The organism is Lunatimonas salinarum (genome assembly GCF_017811155.1).
Lineage (GTDB): Bacteria > Bacteroidota > Bacteroidia > Cytophagales > Cyclobacteriaceae > Lunatimonas > Lunatimonas salinarum.
On sequence record NZ_JACVCV010000004.1, the window covers coordinates 261,690 to 284,712 of the forward strand.

The 23,023-nt window shown below is 46.1% G+C and carries 16 protein-coding genes; 3 read left to right on the forward strand and 13 right to left on the reverse strand.

Going from position 1 to position 23,023, the window contains the following annotated elements; translation table 11 throughout:
• Window positions 1-200: 200 nt before the first annotated feature.
• Together IAQ59_RS06670 and IAQ59_RS06675 are read left to right on the forward strand one after the other, a co-directional pair.
• The gene (locus IAQ59_RS06670; protein ID WP_209330010.1) at window positions 201-2,141 is read left to right on the forward strand and encodes a DEAD/DEAH box helicase; all 1,941 of its coding nucleotides are present in this window, start codon (window positions 201-203) and stop codon (window positions 2,139-2,141) included.
• Window positions 2,134-3,366 (forward strand): GIY-YIG nuclease family protein, encoded by a 1,233-nt coding sequence (locus IAQ59_RS06675; RefSeq protein ID WP_209330011.1) that lies wholly within the window; start codon window positions 2,134-2,136, stop codon window positions 3,364-3,366. Before IAQ59_RS06670 ends, IAQ59_RS06675 begins: the two co-directional genes overlap by 8 nt.
• A gap of 577 nt (window positions 3,367-3,943) precedes the next feature.
• Here the strand turns inward: IAQ59_RS06675 and selD are convergent.
• From selD to IAQ59_RS06705, 6 genes are all read right to left on the reverse strand, one after another.
• The gene (gene selD / locus IAQ59_RS06680) at window positions 3,944-4,975 is read right to left on the reverse strand and encodes a selenide, water dikinase SelD (protein ID WP_209330012.1); all 1,032 of its coding nucleotides are present in this window, start codon (window positions 4,973-4,975) and stop codon (window positions 3,944-3,946) included.
• Entirely contained in the window at window positions 4,962-5,990 is a 1,029-nt protein-coding gene (mnmH, locus tag IAQ59_RS06685) for a tRNA 2-selenouridine(34) synthase MnmH (protein WP_209330013.1), read from the reverse strand. The genes selD and mnmH overlap by 14 nt, the downstream gene beginning before the upstream one ends.
• Before the next feature lie 430 nt (window positions 5,991-6,420).
• A complete protein-coding gene (locus IAQ59_RS06690) occupies window positions 6,421-7,704 on the reverse strand; it encodes a TolB family protein (RefSeq protein WP_209330014.1) in 1,284 nt (427 codons plus the stop codon).
• An 820-nt stretch (window positions 7,705-8,524) separates the two neighbouring features.
• Complete coding sequence (locus IAQ59_RS22745; RefSeq protein WP_209330015.1) at window positions 8,525-8,872, reverse strand: RloB family protein; 348 nt, start codon at window positions 8,870-8,872, stop codon at window positions 8,525-8,527.
• Window positions 8,862-10,154 (reverse strand): AAA family ATPase, encoded by a 1,293-nt coding sequence (locus IAQ59_RS06700; protein WP_209330016.1) that lies wholly within the window; start codon window positions 10,152-10,154, stop codon window positions 8,862-8,864. The genes IAQ59_RS22745 and IAQ59_RS06700 overlap by 11 nt, the downstream gene beginning before the upstream one ends.
• 271 nt (window positions 10,155-10,425) lie before the next feature.
• On the reverse strand, window positions 10,426-11,556 hold the full coding sequence (locus IAQ59_RS06705) for an alpha/beta fold hydrolase (RefSeq protein ID WP_209330017.1): 1,131 nt from the start codon (window positions 11,554-11,556) through the stop codon (window positions 10,426-10,428).
• A gap of 795 nt (window positions 11,557-12,351) precedes the next feature.
• On the opposite strand from IAQ59_RS06705, the gene IAQ59_RS06710 reads away from it, so the two are divergent.
• On the forward strand, window positions 12,352-13,029 hold the full coding sequence (locus tag IAQ59_RS06710) for a potassium channel family protein (RefSeq protein WP_209330018.1): 678 nt from the start codon (window positions 12,352-12,354) through the stop codon (window positions 13,027-13,029).
• A gap of 112 nt (window positions 13,030-13,141) precedes the next feature.
• Here IAQ59_RS06710 and IAQ59_RS06715 read toward each other — a convergent pair whose 3' ends face one another.
• From IAQ59_RS06715 to IAQ59_RS06745, 7 genes are all read right to left on the reverse strand, one after another.
• Complete coding sequence (locus IAQ59_RS06715; protein WP_209330019.1) at window positions 13,142-13,951, reverse strand: N-acetylmuramic acid 6-phosphate etherase; 810 nt, start codon at window positions 13,949-13,951, stop codon at window positions 13,142-13,144.
• A gap of 128 nt (window positions 13,952-14,079) precedes the next feature.
• Window positions 14,080-16,323: a ligand-binding sensor domain-containing protein gene (locus IAQ59_RS06720; RefSeq protein ID WP_209330020.1), complete on the reverse strand. Its 2,244-nt coding sequence runs from the start codon at window positions 16,321-16,323 to the stop codon at window positions 14,080-14,082.
• 351 nt (window positions 16,324-16,674) lie between these two features.
• Complete coding sequence (locus IAQ59_RS06725) at window positions 16,675-17,877, reverse strand: sialidase family protein (RefSeq protein ID WP_425342603.1); 1,203 nt, start codon at window positions 17,875-17,877, stop codon at window positions 16,675-16,677.
• A 38-nt stretch (window positions 17,878-17,915) separates the two neighbouring features.
• Window positions 17,916-18,965 (reverse strand): polysaccharide deacetylase family protein, encoded by a 1,050-nt coding sequence (locus IAQ59_RS06730; protein WP_209330022.1) that lies wholly within the window; start codon window positions 18,963-18,965, stop codon window positions 17,916-17,918.
• Window positions 18,966-18,991: 26 nt separating this feature from the next.
• Window positions 18,992-20,092, reverse strand: coding sequence for a sialidase family protein (locus IAQ59_RS06735; RefSeq protein WP_209330023.1), 1,101 nt, complete (start codon window positions 20,090-20,092; stop codon window positions 18,992-18,994).
• A gap of 14 nt (window positions 20,093-20,106) precedes the next feature.
• Window positions 20,107-21,345, reverse strand: a complete 1,239-nt coding sequence (locus tag IAQ59_RS06740; protein WP_209330024.1) for a purple acid phosphatase family protein — start codon at window positions 21,343-21,345, stop codon at window positions 20,107-20,109.
• Between the two features lie 247 nt (window positions 21,346-21,592).
• A complete protein-coding gene (locus IAQ59_RS06745; RefSeq protein ID WP_209330025.1) occupies window positions 21,593-23,002 on the reverse strand; it encodes an alkaline phosphatase in 1,410 nt (469 codons plus the stop codon).
• Window positions 23,003-23,023 lie beyond the last annotated feature (21 nt).

Sequence of the window (23,023 nt, forward strand, 5' to 3'; positions counted from 1 at the left end):
CGGATGATTTGTAGGTAGTTGATTTACAAGTGTATTTTATGTGATGCTTATGTGATCGCATAGCTGCTGAGTCGGCCAAAGTTTGTCTAACTACAGGTTACGTTCATACGATTTAGATAAACTTTTAGACGAAAATAGATTGCATTGAACCGAAAATCAGTATTTTGTGATTTCCGGTTTAGACGAATAACCTTTTTATTATGCCCAATATAGTAGAAGTCAACTACCATCAGACTGGCCAAAGTACGGTCACCAATCCCATGGGGATGCGGGAAATGCAAGCCAAAGCCTTTGAGTCACGTGATGCACAGTACTTACTTTTGAAAGCCCCTCCCGCTTCAGGCAAATCCAGAGCCTTGATGTTTTTGGCCCTTGACAAACTGACCAATCAAGGAATCAAAAAAGTGATTGTAGCTGTGCCCGAACGGTCCATTGGAAGTTCGTTTGATCGGACAGACTTGATGAAGCATGGGTTCTTTGCCAATTGGGAGCCGAATGATCAATACAACCTTTGCACTTCCGGCAGTGATGGGAGCAAAAGCAAGGTGGAGGCATTCCACAATTTCATGCGGAAGCCTAATGAACGGATTTTGATCTGCACACATGCCACGTTGCGCTTTGCATGTGAGGAATTGGAAGAAACAGTTTTTAACAATACGCTGATAGCCATTGATGAATTTCACCATGTTTCTGCCGATGTAAATAATCGCCTGGGTGATTTGCTGCGAAACATCATTGACAAATCCACTGCCCACATCATTGCCATGACAGGTTCCTATTTCCGGGGTGATTCAGTTCCTATCTTGACTCCGGAAGATGAAGCAAGGTTTACCAAAGTGACCTACAACTATTATCAGCAGCTCAACGGATACAGGTATCTGAAGTCACTGGGAATTGGGTACCACTTTTACCAAGGCAGATACATGACTGCGATTGCAGAGATTCTCGATACAGACAAGAAAACAATCCTCCACATTCCAAACGTGAATGCAGGGGAGTCAACCAAGAAGAAGCATGATGAAGTAGATTTTATTTTGGATTCCATTGGTACTGTTACCGGACAAGATCCTCTTTCAGGAGTGATTTACGTCAGAAGGGCCTCAGATGAGAAAATCATCAAGGTAGCAGACTTGGTGGAGGATAATCCGAAGGAGCGGGATAAGATTGTTGCCTATCTGCGAAACATCAAATCGGTGGACGACATGGATTTGATCATTGCATTGGGTATGGCAAAAGAAGGCTTTGACTGGCCTTACTGCGAACATGCGCTGACAGTGGGTTACAGAGGTTCCTTGACAGAGATCATACAGATCATTGGCAGAGCCACCCGTGACAGCGATAACAAGACTCATGCACAGTTTACCAACCTGATTGCGCAGCCTGACGCAGCAGATGATTTGGTTAAGCTGTCTGTCAACAATATGCTGAAAGCCATTACAGCATCGCTATTGATGGAGCAGGTATTGGCCCCTAATTGGTCCTTCAAAACCAAGAAGTCTGATATAGACATGCCGACAAAGCCGGGAGAGCTGAAGATTCGTGGGCTGAAAGAGCCAAGTAGCAAGCGGGTGAAGGAAATCATTGAATCAGATTTGAATGACTTAAAAGCAGCTATACTGCAAGACGATCAGATCATGAAAGCAATTTCGGGTCAAGTGGTGGAGCCAGAGGTGATCAATAAGGTATTGACTCCAAAAATCATCAGGGTGAAATATCCTGAGCTCTCGGAAGAAGAAGTGGAGGAAGTGCGACAGTATGTGGTGACGGATTCTGTAATCAAGAAAGCAGAAATCCAGGAGCAAGGTGATAAACGATTTATCAAGATGGCAGATCAGTTTGTCAACTTGGATGACTTGCACATTGATTTGATTGATCAGGTGAATCCTTTTCAGAGAGCATTCGAGGTGTTGTCAAAGTCCGTTGATACTAGGGTACTGAAAGTAATTCAGGAGACTATCCATGCAACTCGTATCAAAATGGATTTTGAGGAAGCCAAAATTCTATGGCCCAAAATTCAGGAATTTGTAAAGACCTTTCAGAAGGAGCCAAGCATCAATTCCAATGATCCTTTGGAGCGAAGAATGGGAGAATGCCTTATTTATCTGAAAGAGGAGAAACGCAAACGACAAGCCAATGGATAAGGACCAGGTTTTAGATGAGATTTTTGAGAATGATCCGTTTGGGTTATTGGCTACCAAACCCAAATCCTATTCAACGAGGACACCGGATGAGCGGATGAAGTCATCCTTTGATGAGATCAATCAGTTCTACAAAACACATGGTAGGGAGCCCCTGCCCAATACCAGCGACATTTCCGAATATCAGTTGTATTCCCGATTGAAAGGATTTCGGGAAGATCCTGAAAAAGCAGACATGCTTCGTGGCGTGGATGAATTTGAATTGCTGCGAGAGCCGGATGGATTGGTTGCGGAGCCAAAAGAAGCTTACTTCAAACCGAAGAAGATTGAGACCTTTGATGATATATTCTCGGGTGATCAGTTAGGGCTGCTTGACGATGATTTGGGATTGTTCGAGTTCAAGCATACACCCAAAGATTATGACAGGGCTCAAGCAGATTTTGTTGCCCAACGAAGGCCCTGTAAGAATTTTGACCAGTATGAGGAACTGTTCAGTGCCATACAGCGGGATCTTTCACAAGGCAAGCGCAGGCTCGTACCATTCAAACAAGATAATTTACGTGCAGGTGATTTTTACGTCAATAATGGGGTGTTGCTCTACTTGGAGAATGTCAATTTAGATGAAGGGGTACAGGAATTCAAAAGCGGTTCCAGACAACGAAAAGACGGTCGAACCCGGACCATTTTTGAAAACGGAACCGAGTCAAACATGCTATATCGGTCCCTTTACAAGGTTTTGTTGATGAATGGCAAGGCTGTCACACAGAACTTTGAAAAGGTGAATGAGGGCTTTGCGGAGACGTTTGGACAAATTTCCGAGGAGGATGAAGAGGCAGGATACATCTATGTTTTGAAGTCCCTAAGCCAAGATGAACAGGTCAAATCTGTTCGCAACCTTTTCAAAATCGGCTATTCCAAAACCAACATTGAAGATAGGATCAAGAATGCGGAACGTGCACCAACCTACTTAATGGCGGGCGTTGAATATGTTGCGGGTTGGAAGTGCTATAATATGAACCCTCAGAAATTTGAACAGCTAATCCATTCCTTTTTTGGATCCTCCTGTTTAAATGTGGATGTATTTGATGATAAAGGCAAGCGTTACACTCCCAGGGAATGGTTTATAGCTCCATTGGCCGTTATAGAGCAAGCGGTTGAATTGATTATAAATGGCCATATTGTGAATTACAGGTACGATGCAGGGAATGAGTGGATTGTGCCACGGTGAAAACTATTTCAAGACCTTCCGCTGCTGCACTCGTTAATTTAATGCCTTTCGACTTTTCATGTGTCTATAATTGTTTTTCAGTTGCCACATGGAATCTCGCATGGTTGATAGTCATCCCGGTGTGTGACGGGTACGTCATGCTCGATTTCATCAGATTATTTGCCATTTCCCTTCGGGCCAGGAATGAATACGCTAAGCCATTCACTTTAGACCCTGCGAGGCAGCAAAGTGAAATAATTGATTAAGATGCAAGTTATAGGCATTTTTTGTATCGGGTTTATAGTATAACGTTATTCGGCATCCCAGATCCTAAAAAGAAGCTAAGGGAGTATGGCAGCTATATCCCTTTCTGGGCTTAATCTTATGTGACGGTCATGTGACAGATTGGCTCTAATGATTTGTAGTTAATTGATCTACAGTGGTTTTTTATGTTATGCTCATGTGATCGCATAACTTCAGAGTCGGCCAAAGTTTATTTGCTACAAATTACGTTCAAGTGGTTTGGATAAACTTTTGGACGAGAAACGGTAGTTGCCTTTCACAGGCATTCGCTTCTGCCAAAAGCTCCTCCCGCTCGCTATACCACCACGATCCTATATTCCCCTTGCGGCTTCATCTCTCCGATGGGGGTGGCATCGATTCCTTTGGTTCGAAATAAAGCCTCCACCGTGCTTTGAGCAGATGTTTCTACTGCCACCAATAACCCACCGCTCGTCTGAGGATCGCAGAGAATCTCTTTGTTGCCCTCTTCTCTGAGACGAACGTGATGACCGTAACTGCTCCAATTTCGGTAAGTACCTCCCGGGACGTAGCCCTGCGCCAAGTAGGCTTGGACTTCCTTGAACACGGGCACCTTGTCAAATTCAATCTCGGCGGACAAGTGGCTGCCCTCGCACATTTCGAGCAGGTGGCCCAGAAGCCCGAACCCGGTGACATCCGTCATGGCGCGCACCCCTGCTATCTCTCCCAAATCCCTTCCGATGGCGTTCAAGGTAGTCATGGACTTAGCGGCAATACCGGTATCTTCGGAGCGGAGAGCACCCTTTTTCTCAGCAGTACTGAGAATGCCAACGCCCAGTGGCTTTGTGAGGTATAGTTTGCACCCCTCCGTTGCGGTATCATTTCGTTTCAACTGCTTCAGGTCGATCTTTCCCGTGACCGCCAACCCAAAAATGGGCTCGGGACTATCGATGCTGTGCCCCCCAACTAGCGGACATCCCGCCTTTAGACAGACATCCCTCCCTCCCGCAAGTACCTGCTGTGCGATATCTGGGGTTAATTTATCAATGGGCCAACCAAATATGGCGATGGCCATGATTGGCTGCCCCCCCATCGCAAAGACGTCGCTGATGGCGTTGGTAGCGGCAATTTGACCAAAGGTAAAGGGGTCGTCCACGATGGGCATAAAAAAATCGGTCGTCGAGATGATGCCTGTACCATCCCCCATATCATATACCGCCGCATCGTCTCTGCTGCTGTTCCCCACCAAGATATTGGGGTACGTAGCCAGCGGATTGTCTGATTTCAGCATCTCGGACAGCAGTGCCGGGGAAATTTTGCACCCACAGCCGGCACCATGGCTATAGGCTGTTAATTTAATGTCTTTCATTGAGCGTCAGTTTTAGGATTTTTTGCGCATTCTCACGGTGGCAGGTACTCTCCAAATGGATATGCAGTGTGCTTCTACCGTCTCTCTTTTTTAAACTCTTCAAGTAATAGCTGTCGTAGTATTCCAATGCCATTTGGGCCACCTCCTCATAGTGCTTCCCGGCAAGCAAATCCAACATTTCCTTGGTCCGCAATCCTCCCAAGCGCTTGGAAATCCTGCGAATCCCTTCGATCAGGTTGGCATCACCGCTACGGGCATAGCCTGCTACCAAGTGTTTCACCCGCTCTTTGATGGGTATCTCCAGAAACACAAGTCCGGCAGCGCGCATCTGCTGGAAAAAGGCACGGGGTATTTTCACCGAGCCTATGTTATGGCTCTCGTCTTCTACCCAGATAGGCCGATCCAGATCCAGCTTACTGAGCGCAAAGGACAGATCATTTTCAAATTGCTCCACCGTAGGCTGCGATGCCTGTCCAATACCCCCAAAGGCAGAACCTTTGTGATGCGCAAGACCTTCTAAATCAATGATATGCTCACCCAAATTCTGCAATTCCCGAAGGATATAGGTTTTCCCACTCCCCGTAAATCCGCCAAGTACCCGTAGGGTCCTAGGCACCTCAAAGCTGTGAAGGACCCCATTTCGATAGGCTTTGTAGCCTCCTTGAACCACGTTTACTTCATGGAAACCGTTTGCAGCCAGGTGTTCCCCAAAAGCCTGACTACGCATGCCTCCCCGCCAGCAGTGGACAATTACCTTGCCCTGCGGTGCAATTTCAAAGGCCTGGGAAACAAAATAATCAAGTTTGGGCGTCACATAGGTATACCCCAGGTTGATGGCCGCCTCTTGGGACTCCATCTTATAAACCGTCCCCACTTGGGCACGCTCCTGATCTGAAAACAACGGAATATTATGTGCACCCGGAATGTGGCCTTTTTCAAATTCCCCAGGAGAACGCACATCGATAATCGGCAGGTTTTTGGTAAAAGATTCCCCAATATCCATCTTTTGCAACATGGCCGAAGTTCGCAAAAAATGTGGATGAAGAGCCGTCCCTAAGGTAAAAAAATTTCCCCCTGACAGTTTTATCTCACAAAATCAGCAATTGATTTGCTTCGGCGGACTAAGGAGCTTGGGAGAAAAAACAGTTAACGTTACCTATTCGGGCCGCATTTCGCTTATACTGAATATAATGGATCGTTTTGTGCCAGTGATATCGGTTCGAACAGTGCCACTTTGAAAGGTCATGTTAAACAGGTTATATCTTAACCAAAAAAACGGCATGAAATCGAGCACGACGCAAGCGACACACGAAGGGGCGATTGTAATTCGTGCGAGATTCCATCTGACCACTTAAGAACAAATTATAAACAGATGAATAAATAGACTCCGAAATATCTAGGTATGTTAAGCGATTTTTTGCATGCAGTAAATGTGTTTCTGACAGCTATTCTAAAACACCATTTACCGTTTCATTGGGACTATCACTGGTTATCTGTTGCAAATCGTTACCATTGGCATCAATGCTCCAGATGTTCTGGTTATTTTGCCCATTCTCTTGGCCGCTCCAGGCTATGCGTGTGCCATTGGCATAATAGTGGGGAAACAAAGGCGGCAGGGATTGAGGCGAAAGATCGCTAAATATCAACTTTGGCCCTATACCGTCTATAAGGTTAAAACGAAAAATGCCCCTACCATTTGTGGTGCTTGCACTCGAAAAAATGATATCCTCACCGTTTGGAGACCAGTCTATACCAGAATTTGGGCCAAAACCGAGTGTATAAACATCCGTTATCAAACCACTTGCAGGATTGAGAATGGATAGTCTTGGAGAAATCCCACTGTCTTCAACCGTACTATTTCGTATAAATGCGATTTCGTTTGATACTTTGGAGACTGTGAATCTAGAAACCTCTTCGCTTGATTGGTATAAGGTTGTGACGAAATAATCTTCGCCGGTTTCCAAATTATAGGCTGCTAAATCAGTCGGGCGGCCTGAAGCAAAGTTCTCTTCCAACGATGGATTGGGTCGTAGAAAGTAAAGAATTTTGCTATCGTGTGAAAATTCGGGCGTATAGTCATCGCCATCTCCGCCGGGAATAGTGATGGTTTCATTGGTCTCACAATTCCTTAAATACATAAAATACCCCGTCTGTCCATCGTCATAGTCGTTGTAGGCTATCCATCTGCCATTGGGGGATATGGCCACACTCAAACCACGGACTCCCAGATATTGCGGATTAGAGCCATCAAAATTGCAGACATATTTAGATAAACTACCCCGTTGGTATATCAGCTTTGGTTGGTCAAAGCAACCGTAGTCCTTGGGTACGTCAACAAGCGCAATAATCGTAAATGGCATTGATGCAACAGCGACAACGGTATTCTTGGTATCAATCACCTCCACGGTAATCACCTCGTCTCCTGCTGTGCGCCCTACGCAGCGGATCGTATCATCCGATAGGGAGGGGCTGGGCATGGTAGTAACCCCATCGGTGAGCTCGCCACGTTGTGCCGACAACGACCACTTATAACGAACGACGATATCTTCTCCACCTTCTACGATGGCCCTAAAAGTTGCGAAGTTATTAACGGACAATTTGTCATCGCTTAACCCTGTAGCCTCGATTGTGACGGTGATATCGCTCGGGCTTGTATCGTCTCCTGTGCAGGACCAGAGCATGACTAAGGCAAAAACAAAAAATAGCTTCGTTAATTTAATCGATTTCATATTTTCAATCCGTCTGGGCTGCTGCCGAGTGTGTTTCGCCATGGTAGGAAACCGGCTCAGACAGCGGAATTTACTCACATTCTTTAATGATCTTTATGGTAAGTCGTGATTTTCCATTCACCCCTACTTTCCCACGGAACTCCTGACGTGTCAGGACAGGCTGGACATCAAAACCTCCCATCATCCGGCTCTTTTTGCGTAAGATACTGAATGTTAGGCAAATTTCCAATGCCAAAACAGACCTGGAGGTGTGTGGATCAGCGTTTCAGCCACCTGGCCGCCGCCATTTTGTACAGTTCCTTCTCCCATTTGCCTCATTTAAGCAGACGGTGGTTGCGCTGGTTCAGACCGTCTTGTACTTTGACCCCAACGCGCCACCACCGGCCATCAACAACAGATTGAATACCAACACAACCCTCAGATATCCAACTTGCTCGCTGCTTTAGCTTTTGAAATGTCTGTAATCCTGGGATTATTGTCGATTCAAAAGCGGGATTACGGCCCCATCACAACGGCGTTCCCGCTATGAAACGTGTCCCGAGGGCATGTTTTATAACGATTGTTGTGTCTTCGTGTTTTTTATTTTTTGAAGTCATTGAAAAATTCAATCAGCTTATCTATTGTGAAATAAGGATTCCATTGATGTTTTGGTAAATCTGTTTGGACATTGCTTCTCAATGTTTTAGCTCTGACAATGGCAGTTTCTAAATCTTCTTTTAAGATTTCGTAGTGTTTCAACTTGGTTTTATGGTATTCAGGCCACTTAGTTTTTAGAAATCTCAGAGCCTCAGCACCGTCTTGAAAGCTTCTACCACAATTCTCAAAAATGCAGTATGAACCAATGTTCAATACACATAGAACTATAGGCAATGCAAAATCCTTCCGAGTCTACAATTCTAAATGCTGCTTCTAGTTGCGGCCAATTGTCATGATCAAAAAACAACCAAACTGAATCATAGCTGTTCCTGTCTTTTCTAGCTTTTCTTTTTCTCTTTAATGCTTCTTCTGCTAAACTCTTTGGGTCATTTCTGGAATTATAGTCAATTTCAATTGATATAGATCTTTGAAGGTGTCTTGGTAATTCACTTTGTAAAGATTTAGCATATAAATATTCAGTTACTCCTTCGCAAAGTATTAGTATCCGTCTATTTGGTTTGCTAATCCTCATCACTTTGCATTTCTATGAGAAAGTCTGAATCATTGATAATCGGTGTTGCACCAAACCTGCCTGACGCATACCATTTGTCTAGAGGAGTCCCTAATCGAATCCCTTTTATATCAGAGCATCTGTAAAGGGAGGTTGATCCAAATTCATCCTTTTCTGTAAACCAAACTTGGTCTCTCCTAAAGCTGTCATTTGATAGTTGAGTTATGTCATGTGTTGCAAAAATTAGTTGAGAATTTTTGGGATTGGTGATTTCATTATGAAATAGATTGATCAAAAATTGAGTAATGCTTGGGTGCATATTCTTTTCAAACTCATCAACAATTAGTACCCTTCCTGTTTCCAGGGCATCAAGAATAATTCCACCAATTATGAACAGGCTTTTAGTCCCCGTTGACTCTTCGTCAATTTCGAAGTTTTCAACTCCAATCTCCTTTTCTCCGTCAAAGAGAGGGTGTTGTGTTTTAATGTCATACTTATATTGATCTTGAAATCTTTCCTTTACATCATCAGGCATATTGCTTGGAAACTTATAATTACTCCAATCAACTTCTTCTGCCTGAATCCCTACAATACCAGTGTCTAATGCGCATATAAGTTTGTTAAATCTCTTAGAAAAATTAGAGTTTTTATTTTCAGCTAATCTTCTTGCGTAGAGTTTGCTTAAGGACGTTTCTCGATATTCTTCGAGAAAAGGAAATACCATCATACCTTTTCCAAAAATCGAAAATGCAGAAAGCAAAGACTCTACATTGTTTTCCGCTGCTTTTGAAAGGAATAGCTGATTTGGAAGCAATAATTTTTCAATTGATTTTTTTCCACCTTTATAAGACTCACCGAATTTTATAGGACTACTACTCTTTCTTGTGAATAATAGTGTACGAATAGAGTTGGGGTAATGATGAAGTTCTTCAAATTTAATTTTGTCTTCGGTGAACTCAATTTGGTAATAGTATTGGTTATTCTCGTGAGAGAACTCAATTTCCATTGAGACAGGAGCCTTTGAATTTTGAATATTGAGTTTGAACGGCTCGAATGGAGCAATCCTTTCGTCAGGTTTGAAACTAGAAGATCTTCGGACTAAAAATTCAAGTGCTTTAAATGCCCGAAGAAGTGCACTCTTTCCTGAAGCATTGGGACCATAGATGACAGCAGATTTGATTAAGTTATTATTTCCGCTTTGAAATGTATTGGACTTTAAACCACGCAGACTTGTCTTTGTCAATGAAAGCTCAACGTTATCACGTATTGATCTGAAATTCCTTACACTAAATCTGATTAACATTGCGTTGTTTTTGTGCAAATGTCGTTGAAAAGCGTCAAACCAACAAGGAATTAGAGCCCCATTTGCTGAAATTACGCAAATTCAGCACTTAATACGGGTTGTGACTTTCTTTTTTTTAGATTAGGCACAACGGTCAAGTATATGAAACGTTTGGCATTTCGAAGCACTTTCCGATCAAGTTACAACTTCTTTTGATACGAGCTGAAATGCTCAATAAAGCACTGACTGCCAAATGTTTTATATACGATGTTAGCGTTTCGTGCTTTATTTCTTAATTTTTCAAACTTTCCTTTTCAAAAAAATCAACTAAGATATCAGACAATATCTGGGGGCTTTCAATAGCAGGGCTATGTCCAACATTGGGAATAATATGTAGTTCTTTTTTTTCATTGGATAAGTTGGTTAATGCATTGTAAATTAGCGCAGCGTGTCCTGTTCCAACTACGTAATCTTGTTCGCCTTGAATAACAATTGTAGGCGTTTTTATTTCCTTCAATTCAGATTCAATATTGATGTTGTTATATGAAGGGGTGTTTCTAAAGGCGGCATTTACAAATTCTGCTTTTTCTCCAATCTCCCGATATTCTTCTTCTGAATATTTCATCAATTTCATTAAAGCGGAATCTTGGACTACATCTTTAAATGAAATAATCTTAGATGTATCTGCGAAATATGCATTAAATCCAAGTTTCGCTGGAACTTCATGTTTCATCCAGTTTACATCGGTATGAAACTGTTCAAAATTACTGCTCTTAATTCGTTCCAATTCTTTTACGATATGCTCTAACTCTGCTTTTTGTTCTTTAGTAATATCGGTTCGAAGTATTTCATTTGCTCTATTAGTTTCAAAATCGATGAGTGAATGGTTTTGATAATTGCTGTTAACTTTTCCATCAATGCAAGCATAAGAAAGAACTTTAGTTTGGTCTCTTAATAGATATAAAAAACCATACATTCCACCCCATGAAGTTCCCATAATATGGACTTTTTCTTTATTGTATTTTTTTCGCAAGGAATCAATTACAATATCCAAATCTTCAACATACTGCTCTACTGTAAGCAAGTCTTTATCTTTGCACTCCCAAGATTTTCCACATCCACGTTGATCCAAATATGCAACAAGAAATTTATCTTCCAATCCTGGACCCATTAATTTAATATCAATACCAGAATATCCACCAGGGCCTCCATGCAAATTAATAATCAAGGATTTTTCAGGGTTTCCGCGCACTCTCACATAAAGTTCCGACTCTGGTACTTTTACCATTATTTCATGGTCAATATTTCCAACTGTCTCGCTACACGAAAAGGTTAATATTGTTAAACCAGTAACACATATCAAATAAAGAATTTTGAATAATTTCATATTATCTATATTAAATTTTGTTTTTACTTTTTGCAATCTAATCATTTTACATATCTATTATTAGCGAGTTTTTTTACACTCAATCGTTTTTCAGAATGAACGCTAACGGTATGTCGCTTCCATCTGAGCGGAATTTATGGCGGAAATCTTTGTGATGCAATGAAAGTACCTAAAATCCACAAAGTTGCCAGGGCTCGGTTGGGCCCGCTTTGATGGAAGTGACATGTTGTGTGTTGTTTTCCTCCGGGGGGCATTTTGTGCGTTGGCCTTCATTTGATCTGGCAGCGGGGAAAACACGTCAGTTTCTAAAAAACTCATCTGTTTCTTCACTTGCCCGGTGCTTTAGCTTTTACAATACCTGTTAACCGCCCAAGGCCCCCTGCAGAAAACCAGGTAGCAGGTACCGCCTACCGAAGATCCGATCCATGGCACCCAGCCTGCTTTTTTGCACGGCCAAATCCGATTCGACTCCGAGACATACATCAACCCCATCCCCTCCCCTACACCAAGCACATCCTGACAAACCCCTCAATTATAGGGAAAGACGCATAAAAACCGACTTTAGGGACGATTCCCGGGAGTCCCACGCATGCCAAACACCAACGAAAGGTACTAAAGCTGAAACAAATACCCGTGTTCTTACCCGTGTATAAACGTTTATACACGGGTAAGAACACGGGTAAAAAAACTTGTTGCTCCTCCAATCCGCTCGCAGTGACCCCGGCATATAGGAAAATCGTAGCCGCCAATTATCCGCTTCTCTGCGCTTGAAAATGGACTATTTCTATATTTCGCCTATCTTTATTCCAACAATTTCCGCCCGAAACGTTTATGAAAAATTACTTCCAACAAACGAAAAATTACTGGATATCCGATGTCTCCTTTGTAACATTGTTGGTCATGCTGACCTTCACGGTATTCGTATTGCCGGTATTGATAGACCAGGAGGAGGACACGGCCATATTTTTAAATTTCATGTTCATCCTCTTGTTTTTTGTAGGGGTTTTTTCTTCCAATAAAAAAGGCTACCTGTTTGCCAGTATTTTTTTGCTCGGCTTACACCTGGGATTGCGGTTGATTCGATTTTCGGACAACCCCTACGAATTTTACCTGGTGGAACGATTGGTGATTATATTGAATCTCATCCTGATGGTGATCATCAACATTACCCTGCTATTTAGGGACCAAGAAATCAATACCTATCGAGTCATTGGCGCCGTCAACGTCTATTTGCTATTGGCGCTGGCCGGAGCTTTTGGGTTTGAATTGATTCACTTATTGGTAGGTAATGGAATCGAAGGCGATATCGAATTAGTGGGGATGGACGGAGATTACGGAACCTACATCTACTTCAGCCTGGTATGTATCAGCACGGTGGGATTCGGAGACTTATACGCAGGGGGCATCGCCACCAAAATGCTGGCTGCATTTCTGTCGGTATTGGGAATTTTATATCCCGCAGTAGTCATCGCAAAACTCGTTTCCGCTGCTGCGGAGCAAAAGAAATAACCGGACACGTACGATTTAGAAAACTGACTGCATACCGCCTGAAAAATAAAAAAATCGCCTCGGACTCACTACTATCCAAGGCGATTGATAAAATTTAACGCACCAACAAACCCTATCCCTCCAGCGCATCCAGGGCCTTCCGAACCGAACCGGCTGCCAACAGCCGTTCCTTGGCTTCGGAATAGTCGGAGATACCGGAGCGCTCCATCAGCATCCGAACCGCCCGGTCTGTTATCTTGTCGTTGATCAGCAACACATTCACCATCTTGTTATCCTCTACCCTTCCCAACTTCACCATGGTGGTGGTGCTGATCATATCAAAGATCATCTTTTGAGCGGTGCCACACTTCATCCGCGTGCTGCCGGTAATAAACTCCGGACCGGTGATCACCTCAATGGGCAAATCCGCATACCCGGCAACCGGAGACTCCGGATTGCTCACCAAGCAGCCAGTAGGGATACCGTTCGCCTGACAAGCTTTTAGTGCTTCCAATACGAAAGGTGTCGTGCCACTCGCAGAAATGCCCAACACAAAATCCTTAGGCGACACCTGCTCTGACAGCAGCGCCTTCCAGCCGGCCTCCCGGTCGTCTTCTTCTTCTTCCCGGGCCTCCACCAGATGCTCCACGCCACCCGCCAAAATCACGTTCACCATCCCCTTGGGCACCCCATAGGTGGTAGGTAGCTCAATCGCATCAAGCACGGAAAGGCGACCACCGCTGCCTGCGCCCAAGTAAAACAAGCGTCCACCGTCCTGGAGCTGTGCGACAATCTTTTGGATGACTGCATTGATCTGCGGTAGCGCCTTCTCGATGGCCAAGGCCACCTTTTTATCTTCTTGGTTAATACGAGCCGTAAGCTCTTCTACCGACATCTTTTCCAAATGCCGATACAATGAATCCTGTTCGGTAATCTTTGTCATGGTTCGTTTTTTTGCTAAATCGCACCGGGATACAAACCGACCGTGTCTGCATCTCCGGTATGCTGTTTCAGGTACTGTATATCCGTTTACAGCCGTTGATAAAACAGTGCAAATTTTTTAAAATACCCTCAGGGGGCGGAAATTACGCCCAAATACCTGCCCATCCAATAGGGGAGCAGCCAAATATCCCCGGGGCTGTTTTCGGATCGTCCCATGCCACTGGCATCCAATCCAAACCGGTTCGCATTGTGGCGGCGTATGGGAAGCTCATCCGGTGGCAATACCTCGGTAAGTGTTTGGCGACGGAAATTCTCAGCAATTGGAGTAACGTCTTTTCGGTGGCTGTTTTGTACGCTCCAGTTGATCAGGTCCATGGGATACTCCTGCAAGTACCACACGGCCTCCTCCAGGTCGAAATTATCCGGGGCAACCAAGGCTGTAAAAATATTCCATAACCCCTCTTTTTCCGGCCGCTCAGCCTCCCAATGGTCTATAATTGACTCTCGGTACTTCGCTTTCAGCGTATCGTTAAAGGCATAGCGATACAAGCCCCAGTAACCAAGAAAATACATTTCATCGTCTGAATGATTCCAGGATTCGGAAAGCATCTCCGCCCATTCGTCCGTTCCTTCCTCGGCCTTGCCTATTTGCTCCATGGGAACCATCATATTCTCCAAGTACCCGTGATCATTCATTAGTTCAAAGGCCTTGGTCTTGTAGATTTCCTTTTGGGTAAAATGGTAGGCCGTTTGCAGCATGGCAATGATATTGGAAGAATTGAGCTTCCGGTCGCCAACCATACGTGGGAAATTATTGACATAATCCGGATGCCACTTGCCCCATAGTGTTGGCTTGCCGTCGTAATCGATCAGGTACCAATTATTTTCCACAATATGCTGCATGAGCGCATCGATTAAGCGTATCGCCTGTGCCTTCACAGCTGGATCATCCACCAATTCGGCGATCACCCCAAACACAAACGCATGGCCAATGGCCTCATCACTGCTGGTAGTGGCCTTCCAATCCCACTCCGGATGACTTGCATGCTGCCAACGATCTGGATCAGATAATTGATCAATGTAGCCTCTTCGGGAAAAGGATCTGGATGGAAACCCCTCAATGGGATTGATGGTGTAGAGCCGCTCCATGGCATCCAACGATTCCCGGATGTTCTGAAGTGCCTCTTCCTCGCCAGTCACCGCATATCGGAAGGCCTCTCCCCCCAAGTACATGGATGTCCACAGACCGTCGTTATCAGAATCTCCCAAACGGCCTGAATTGATATTTCCTTTTTCCATGCCCACTAGGGTAGCATTGAATCCGTAACGCATATGCCTCTCGCGCATCTGCCGATCAAAATACTCGGCCTTCTGGTGCAGGGTATGCTCAAAAAACTCTAGCTTCGCCAAACCCTTATCGGTAAGAATCAGCACGTCCTTTCCTTTACCAGGCGCTAATTGGGCTACCCGATCGCCGGGCAGCCAACGCTCTCCATAATAATAGTTAAACTTACCATCTTCCTTTTGCATAAAGGCACCTCGTGTAGACCCAAACCAGAGACGGCCCTGTATCTCCGCAACTGCCGTTAATTCCGGCCAAGGCAGGCGGCTGTTACGCTCGCCTACCTGCTTCCAAGAACCTGTGTCCACCTGAAGGTAGCCGTCATTCGTACCAATCACCAATTGCTGCCCCCCATTTGCCAGTGCAAAACTGGTGAAACCAGCACCTGAGAACACCTCGTTAAGGGAGTTGGAATCAGTGGCGAAAGTAAGCACCTTGGTGGGGGTTAACAGATAAAAGAGATTCTTCTGGGAGTCAAAATCCATTGCCAATGTCATTTCGGTACCTAGGCTACCGCTCCACACTTGGGTAGAATCCGCAAAATACCCGAGAGACCCTTCACCTGCTATCAGAAAGGAAAAATCCTTGCCCGGCTGAACCATCGTGGGGTTGGAAAGGGCATGCTTGACAAACAACGATCCGGCCCAAGCGTTGCTGAGAACCGATCGGTCATCCAAATAGACAAACTGATTTTGATAGACCGTCAGATCCCTTAGCTTTTTGTCTTTCATCGGAAGATAGGTGCGGTCTTCGATCAGCGAACCAGGATACAAAAACTGTCCGTCGTGGGGTCGGAGAAGCCCCTGATCCGAAAGAACCTGCACCGTACCATTCCGGTCTACACCTACCTTCTTCAAGACAGCGGCACCCTCGTCAGCATAATACTTGACACTGATTTCCTGCATAAAGGGGGAGTCAACGTGTACCGAACCTTCCGATTCCTGCCTAACCCCATCCTCTGAACCTTTTCCACAAGACCCCAACAAGGCAAGGCCCAAGGAAATAAAACAACCCAAAACTAGTTTCTTCATGTATAGAATAATTTGTTATTTAACGACGAAAACCTATGCTCCCAAGGCCTTGAAAGGTTGCCTTACCCGTCCCTTTCTTGGACTACGGCCGGGCATTTTCTGCTACTTACGGGTCCAATTGGACCCGCTATTGGAAATTGCCGAGCCGTGCAAACCGGAAAATTTGTAGGTGTAAAAGAAATTTGTCCGCCCTGGCAAAGCCAAAAGCGGACAAAACTTACCTAACCTAACTACAAGAGTGCATCTTAATTCACTGCCTGAGCAGCCTCAATAACCACACTCCACTATATTACCGACAAGGTGGATATTCGTACTATTGTAGAAAAAAAAATCTCACTTTTTTTAAAGAAATCACTCTTTGTAACTTAGCATCTTCTTGGTATTCACCTTCAGGTATTTGATCGACTTGCGGTCTCCTGACTCGTGAAAGGAATAGGTGATGTGCAGATTTCCTTTGCCATCCTCGACAAGGCTGGGGTAGGAGTGTCCACCCTTGCCTTTCTCCCCGTCTTCCAAGTACACTTTCCATTTCCATGTTTCTCCCTCATCTTCGGACAAGTACAGTGCCACGCGGTACCTACCATCGTCCACGTCATTGCCCAAAAAAGCCCAATGACCAGAGCTAAGCGCATGCAATTCCACACTCGCTGTGTTGGGGATGTCGGTCTTTTCAGACACAGTCCATGAATAGCCATTGTCTTTGGAAAGGCTCTTATGAACCCGGGCCGGGGCATCACCACTGTCCCTCATATACGCCACGATCGTGCCGTCCGACTTGCGGGCAAATGCCGGCTGTATGGGGCCCCTTCCCACAATGGGTAAGCTGGGCAGCCAAGTTTCTCCTCCGTCATCGGAAATCGCCGCAAGCGAAAAGTTATACCCATCCGAATATAAAGGCAACAATAACCTACCAGTGGGTAAAAACAGAGGCTTGATACGGGTCATCCATCCAATGCTGCTCTTTCTGCTGTCTTTGGCGGCTTCCACAATCATATCGTCATAAGAGGGCGCATATTCCGCCCAGCCAGCACCTGTTTCCGGCATTTCGTTAAATCGCTTCGCAACCTCTTCGGCAAACTCCGACCCGGGTTTTAACAGGATGTTATCCTGCCAATCCCAGATGGGTGCGCCCGCATTGGTGTAATTTGTGGAAGTTCTCACCCGTAGTATGGACTGTTCCCAACGATTGGCCTGCACCGCGATCCACACCAAAAACAATTTCCCATCAGGATTCAGAAACAGCACCGGATTACAATCCGGCAAATGAGGCGTATCCGCCATCAAAAAGGGAGGTCCCCACTGCTTGTCCTTCTTTCGCAATCGCGCCCCCATGATCCGGACATCATCGGACTTTCGTTCCCCGGAGCCTTGAAACCAAGTGGCCAGCAGGTCTCCATTTGGCAGCTCCACTAAGCTGCTGCCGTGGGCGTGTTCTGGCTGAATCGGAAAAATCAACTGTTCCTCCTCTACCGCCACCTCCTTAGGCACTATTTGACCTAATACCTGTAGCACACTCAAAACAATGAGTACTCCTACCATTCCTACTCGAACCATCATACGTTGGGATTGATATTTGTTAGTATTAGAGAAAATTACTGCGCGCGCTTTCTACGCTCCATCACTTCCTGCCAAGTGGTAAGCATGATGCCTTCCGCTTCAATAAATTTCATTAAATCCGGATCGATCATCGCGAGCATATCTGCATATCGGGAACCTCCAGAGCCACTGATCCGGTCAAACACGTCGTTATCCCCGTTGCTATGCACGATGATCATCGCCAAACCCGGCTCCATCTGCAAGAGGACTTCCTTAAACCTCTCCGTCTTGTATTTGCCCCATTCCTCAGCGGTAGGATTTCCTTCCGGCTTCCAATTACCACTCACGGAGTGCAGGTCATCGAGCACCGGCAAGCCCAAGCCCCAAATCTTTTTCCCTATCTCCGGTGCCTGAACCATCAAGTCATTTTTGGGCAAATCCATGCCTTCTTGGTACTTCCCTTCCCTCTTCAGTCGCTTGATCAGGTTATCATTCATAGATAACCCCAAAAGTTTGTTGTTTCCACCCGGAAACATGACTGGAATACGGTACTCCGCTCCTACCTTGATGTAGCGCTCCAAAAAAGGCGCATGGTAAAACAAGGTCCCCATGTGGCTATCCAAATGAGTGGGGGTTAGGCCTAACGCCAAAGCCCTTTCTACCTGCGCCCGGATCTCCAGCTCTATTTCATCGGGAGAGGCATTTTTCACCACCTCTTCCACCGAGCGCCACAATGCGCCTTCGGAATCAATGAGGGTGGGAACCACATCCCGACCGGCCACAGGGTGCCAGCGATAATGGCCCCATTCAGAGGTGAGCGTCAGGTGCACGCCGGCATCCATAGGCTCCTTGAGTGCATATTGTGCGAAGCTTGCCGCCCATGGACAAGGAAACATGATACTGCATGAGGTGGCCACGCCCTCTTCAATGGATCGAATGGTACCGGTATTGGATTCATAAGACATCCCCGCATCATCCACGTGAAAAATCACCACTTTGACCCCTGAGGGATATCCCAACTTCTCGGCATACGTCTGCCCACCCTGAGCGAAAAGCTGCGTGCCAAAACCCGCAAGCACCATTAACAAAATTCCTGCCTTCACCATGTTCTCGTGCGATTGATTTAAACCAATTATTCCCGAATCAATTCCCCTTTCCAAAACGCTATGCGCTGCCTATTCCAGGTATAGCAGCCCACCAGCTTGCCATCCTCGTAAAAAATGGCGGGATAGGAAAGTTCGTCATTTTCATTTTCGCCCTTTTCAATATCGTACCGTACGGGCCAGGTTTTGCCATTGTCTTCAGAAATGGCCACGGTGATGGGGTAGCGCTTGCCCCAGTTGCCGGATACAGGATTGAAAATCAGCGCCAGTTTCTCGCCACCCAGAGGAGCAATGTCTATCCCCGAGTTGTTATTGGGCAGGTCGGTTACGGTAATGGGTGACCACGTTTTGCCATAATCCTCGGAATCACTCCGACAGATAAACCCACCAGAGCTACGCATCAGCATGTGCACATGACCTGGTTTGGATTCCCAAAGCGCTGGCTGAATCACGCCTTCACCGGTAACCTTTTCCCTATCCAACACCAACTTGTCCGTAGCTTCCCAGGTCATACCCCCATCTTCGCTGCGGTCAATGATCACATCCCACACCCGATCCTTTTCCAACGAAGCCGGGGCCAACCAGGTGCCGTCAGAGAGCACCAACAGGTGGTTTCGCACAGGACCTCTTCCTCCAATGTCCCCCGGCACCAATTCCCTTGCTTCCGACCAGGTACCTCCTTTGTCCTCAGAGTATTGTACCCAGGTCTCCCAATCGTCGATCTCCTTGCCCACTTTAAAATACAAATACATCTTCCCATCGGGCGCATTAAACAGGACTGGGTTCCAGTGGGGGTCGTTTCGGATCTTAGCCACCATCTTAGGTTCCGACCAATCGTTCAGCTTCCCTTGGGACAACCAAATCCCCACATCGTCGTGCTTCTCGTAAGACCCTGCAAACCAAGCAACCATGTAAGTTCCATCACCCAACGGGGCAATCGTGGATGCATGACACTGGGCAAAGGGCCTATCGTCCCCAAATATATGCTCGTATTCCAAGGTATTGATGCCTACAATTTTGGACTCCACCACCTGTTCCGACTGAACGGTCGATTCGGAGGTACCTCCTCCACAGGAAGCAGTACAGGCAAGAAGGGCCACACCGGCGGCCGCCAACACAAAGTTTCTCATAGATTAAACGTTCTTTATTTTAAAAGAGGATTGGTGGGATAGGAATCTATTACATTGCCGTCTTCATCCACCGATATGATATTAAAACTGCTGCCTTGCAGCGTGACCAAGGTAAATGCGCGCACAGACTGAGCGGCATCCAAGTACCAGGTTTTTTCAGGATCGTGAATTTCTCTCGGCCTAGTGCCCCAAGACCCGTCTCCGATGTAAACGACGCCATCTTGGTTCACCTCGTTGTTCTTTATGGGATAGGTACGCTTGTACGCGTGATCGTGGTTTTCAAACACCAGCTTTACACCGGCCTTTTCGATAAGGGGCAGCCAATGCTCTCTTACGCGGGCCTGTGTGGTGCCGTTGAAATCTCGAACGGAGGGGTAGGCCGGCACGTGGTGCATGGTAATGATTTGCGTAACGTTGTCACGGATCGCCAATTCACGCTTAAACCACTCGGTTTGAACACCATCTACGGGGTTGGAATGGTCTGAGTCGAGCAGGAAAAAACTGAAATAGTTCCCAAAGTCCAACACGCCGTAACCCGGCTGATTGGGGAAAGCAAACAGGCCATAGTAGAATGGGGCAATCCTAGCCCTGCTGGCGTCGTCAAACGCGAAATCCTCGTGCTTGGCAAAGGATCCTCCCTGTACTTCGTGGTTGCCGATCCCTACTACTACTGGAATGATGCGTCCATCTTCCCGAATCAACGTATTTTTGACTGCATCAAACCAGGCATACCAACGGGTGAGGTTTTTGGGGTCGCCATTGGCGTAGGCCAAGTCACCGCCGATTACCGCAAAGTGCGGGTCGTACTTGGCCACTTGGGTATTGGTTTTTTCCATAAAGGCTTGATCGTGCATGGAATCCCCACCGATGGCTATTCGCATGGCCGACTTGCTGATGTCAGCCGGCATGGTGTTGAAATAATACGCTTTGTCCTGCCCTCCAAACTTGAGGCTATAAGAGGTTCCCGGCTTGAGGCCAGCGAGCGCTACACGGTGTATACTTCGGTCGGAAAAGGGAAAGGGCAATACTTCGCTTGTTTCTTGCTTCCATTCACTGCTTCCCTTTTCAGTGATGTGTAAAACCTGAGGGGCATCAGTCTCCAAGTGCCAGTCAACCACCATGGTAGTAAGGGGATCTTCCTTCCAGGTCAAAAAGATACCCAATGGATCCTGCTGTGCATTTGCTGCAACGGTGATGAAGGCAATGGCGATGGCCATAAACCTCCTTATTAACATGTTAACGGTATATTTCATCTGTCTATAATTGATTCTTAATGGTCAGATGGAATCTCGCACGAATTACAGTCGTCCCTCTGTGTGTCGCTTGCGTCGTGCTCGATTTCATTTAGTTGCGGATTAGTGAGGTGCCATTCAGAATGGCTTCGGACGTCGATTGTTGAATAAATACGCTGTGGCAACCCGAAAGGACTATCCCGATCAGCAATAGGAGAATTAAAAACCCGGAGGGCCAACCCTCCGGATATCACAAAAGGCATTTTAACTACCAAGCGAATGCCATAGCAGGCACATGGGCCGCATTCAACATGAAATTGTGCAGCTTGTAATTTTCAATAAATGCGGGCAGGTTTTCGCTGCCGGGTCCAAACATACCCAGCTCCACGTGGTCGGATGAATGGCCAGTGCCCGCCCAACCAATGCCGGTGTAGGGCATCTGAATCTCTGACAACAGTTTTAGGGGGATTTTGCCCGTATCGTACAGCCCTTCGTCGTTTACCACCTGGTAGTTTTTCAGAATGGCGATGGCTTCTGCCGGCTTGATGGTTATTCCCTGATAGGCGTTGATTAGGTCAATCACCTGATCCGGCGTATTGTCTCCATTCAACTGCTTAAGGATCCATTCGTTAGACCGGGTGGCCGTGAACAGTGTGCCAAATTTACCTTTTACCCCTCCGTCGAAAAGACCGGGGTTGGCATTTCCGTGGTCGGTCGTCATGATCACTAGGGTCTCTCCGTCCCTCGCTGCAAAGTCCAACGCGATACCAACTGCTTCGTCAAAATCAATCTGATCATACAATAGCGCGGCTGCATCATTTCCGTGAGCTGCCCAATCCACCTTGCCGCCTTCAATTTGCATGGCAAAACCATTCGGATTCTGACTTAGAATTTCTATTGCCTTCCTGACCATTTCTCCCATGGTGGGAGTCACTTTCTTTACTTCGGGATCGTTTTCTCTATCGATGGCGTAAGGCATGCCGCCCTCGCTAAAAATCCCCAACAAAGGTCCCTTACCCTGAACCTTCATCAGTTCTTCCCGATTTCGGGCCACTGAAAAGCCCGCTGCCCGGAAGTCTTTGTATAAATCCTTTTTGTCTTCACGCTTGCTACCGTTGAACAGCTCATCTCCGCCACCCATCATCACATCAAAACGCAACTTCAGGTATTTTTCTGCAATTATCGGCATCGCACTTCGGCTCTTTTCATTTACGCAGAACGACGCCGGAGTAGCATGGGCTATCTGCACAGAGGTAACACAACCAACCGACTTGCCAGCAGCCTTGAATTTTTGTAAGATTGGAATCGGTTCCTCACCGTTGGCACCAATATTCAAGGATCCATTTGGTACGCGCATGCCACCGCCCCAGGAACTGCCTGCTGCGGCTGAATCCGTTACCACGGAGTTAGCGGACGCGGTTTCCATTAAGGCCCGCTTCATAATACTTCCCTGATAGGAACCTACCCAGCGGCTTTTTCTACCTTCCTTTTGTTTTAGCAGTACATCCGCCATATTTAGGGTCCCGGTACTCATCCCATCACTCACCAAAAAAATCACGTTTTTGGCTGTCTTCCGGAAGGCATCTTCTGTTTGTCCCGCCAGGGCAGAACCGGCACCCAACGCTGTAGCACCCAAAGAGGCAAACACCCCTTTTCTAAAGAAATCACGTCTTTTCATGTCTATTATCTACTATTGCTT

Coding starts and splice junctions, on each gene's coding strand:
- IAQ59_RS06670 (WP_209330010.1), top strand. CDS start 201: ATGCCCAATATAGTAGAAGTCAACTACCATCAGACTGGCCAAAGTACG.
- IAQ59_RS06675 (WP_209330011.1), top strand. CDS start 2,134: ATGGATAAGGACCAGGTTTTAGATGAGATTTTTGAGAATGATCCGTTT.
- selD (WP_209330012.1), bottom strand. CDS start 4,975: ATGAAAGACATTAAATTAACAGCCTATAGCCATGGTGCCGGCTGTGGG.
- mnmH (WP_209330013.1), bottom strand. CDS start 5,990: ATGTTGCAAAAGATGGATATTGGGGAATCTTTTACCAAAAACCTGCCG.
- IAQ59_RS06690 (WP_209330014.1), bottom strand. CDS start 7,704: ATGAAATCGATTAAATTAACGAAGCTATTTTTTGTTTTTGCCTTAGTC.
- IAQ59_RS22745 (WP_209330015.1), bottom strand. CDS start 8,872: ATGAGGATTAGCAAACCAAATAGACGGATACTAATACTTTGCGAAGGA.
- IAQ59_RS06700 (WP_209330016.1), bottom strand. CDS start 10,154: ATGTTAATCAGATTTAGTGTAAGGAATTTCAGATCAATACGTGATAAC.
- IAQ59_RS06710 (WP_209330018.1), top strand. CDS start 12,352: ATGAAAAATTACTTCCAACAAACGAAAAATTACTGGATATCCGATGTC.
- IAQ59_RS06715 (WP_209330019.1), bottom strand. CDS start 13,951: ATGACAAAGATTACCGAACAGGATTCATTGTATCGGCATTTGGAAAAG.
- IAQ59_RS06720 (WP_209330020.1), bottom strand. CDS start 16,323: ATGAAGAAACTAGTTTTGGGTTGTTTTATTTCCTTGGGCCTTGCCTTG.
- IAQ59_RS06725 (WP_425342603.1), bottom strand. CDS start 17,877: ATGGTTCGAGTAGGAATGGTAGGAGTACTCATTGTTTTGAGTGTGCTA.
- IAQ59_RS06730 (WP_209330022.1), bottom strand. CDS start 18,965: ATGGTGAAGGCAGGAATTTTGTTAATGGTGCTTGCGGGTTTTGGCACG.
- IAQ59_RS06735 (WP_209330023.1), bottom strand. CDS start 20,092: ATGAGAAACTTTGTGTTGGCGGCCGCCGGTGTGGCCCTTCTTGCCTGT.
- IAQ59_RS06740 (WP_209330024.1), bottom strand. CDS start 21,345: ATGAAATATACCGTTAACATGTTAATAAGGAGGTTTATGGCCATCGCC.
- IAQ59_RS06745 (WP_209330025.1), bottom strand. CDS start 23,002: ATGAAAAGACGTGATTTCTTTAGAAAAGGGGTGTTTGCCTCTTTGGGT.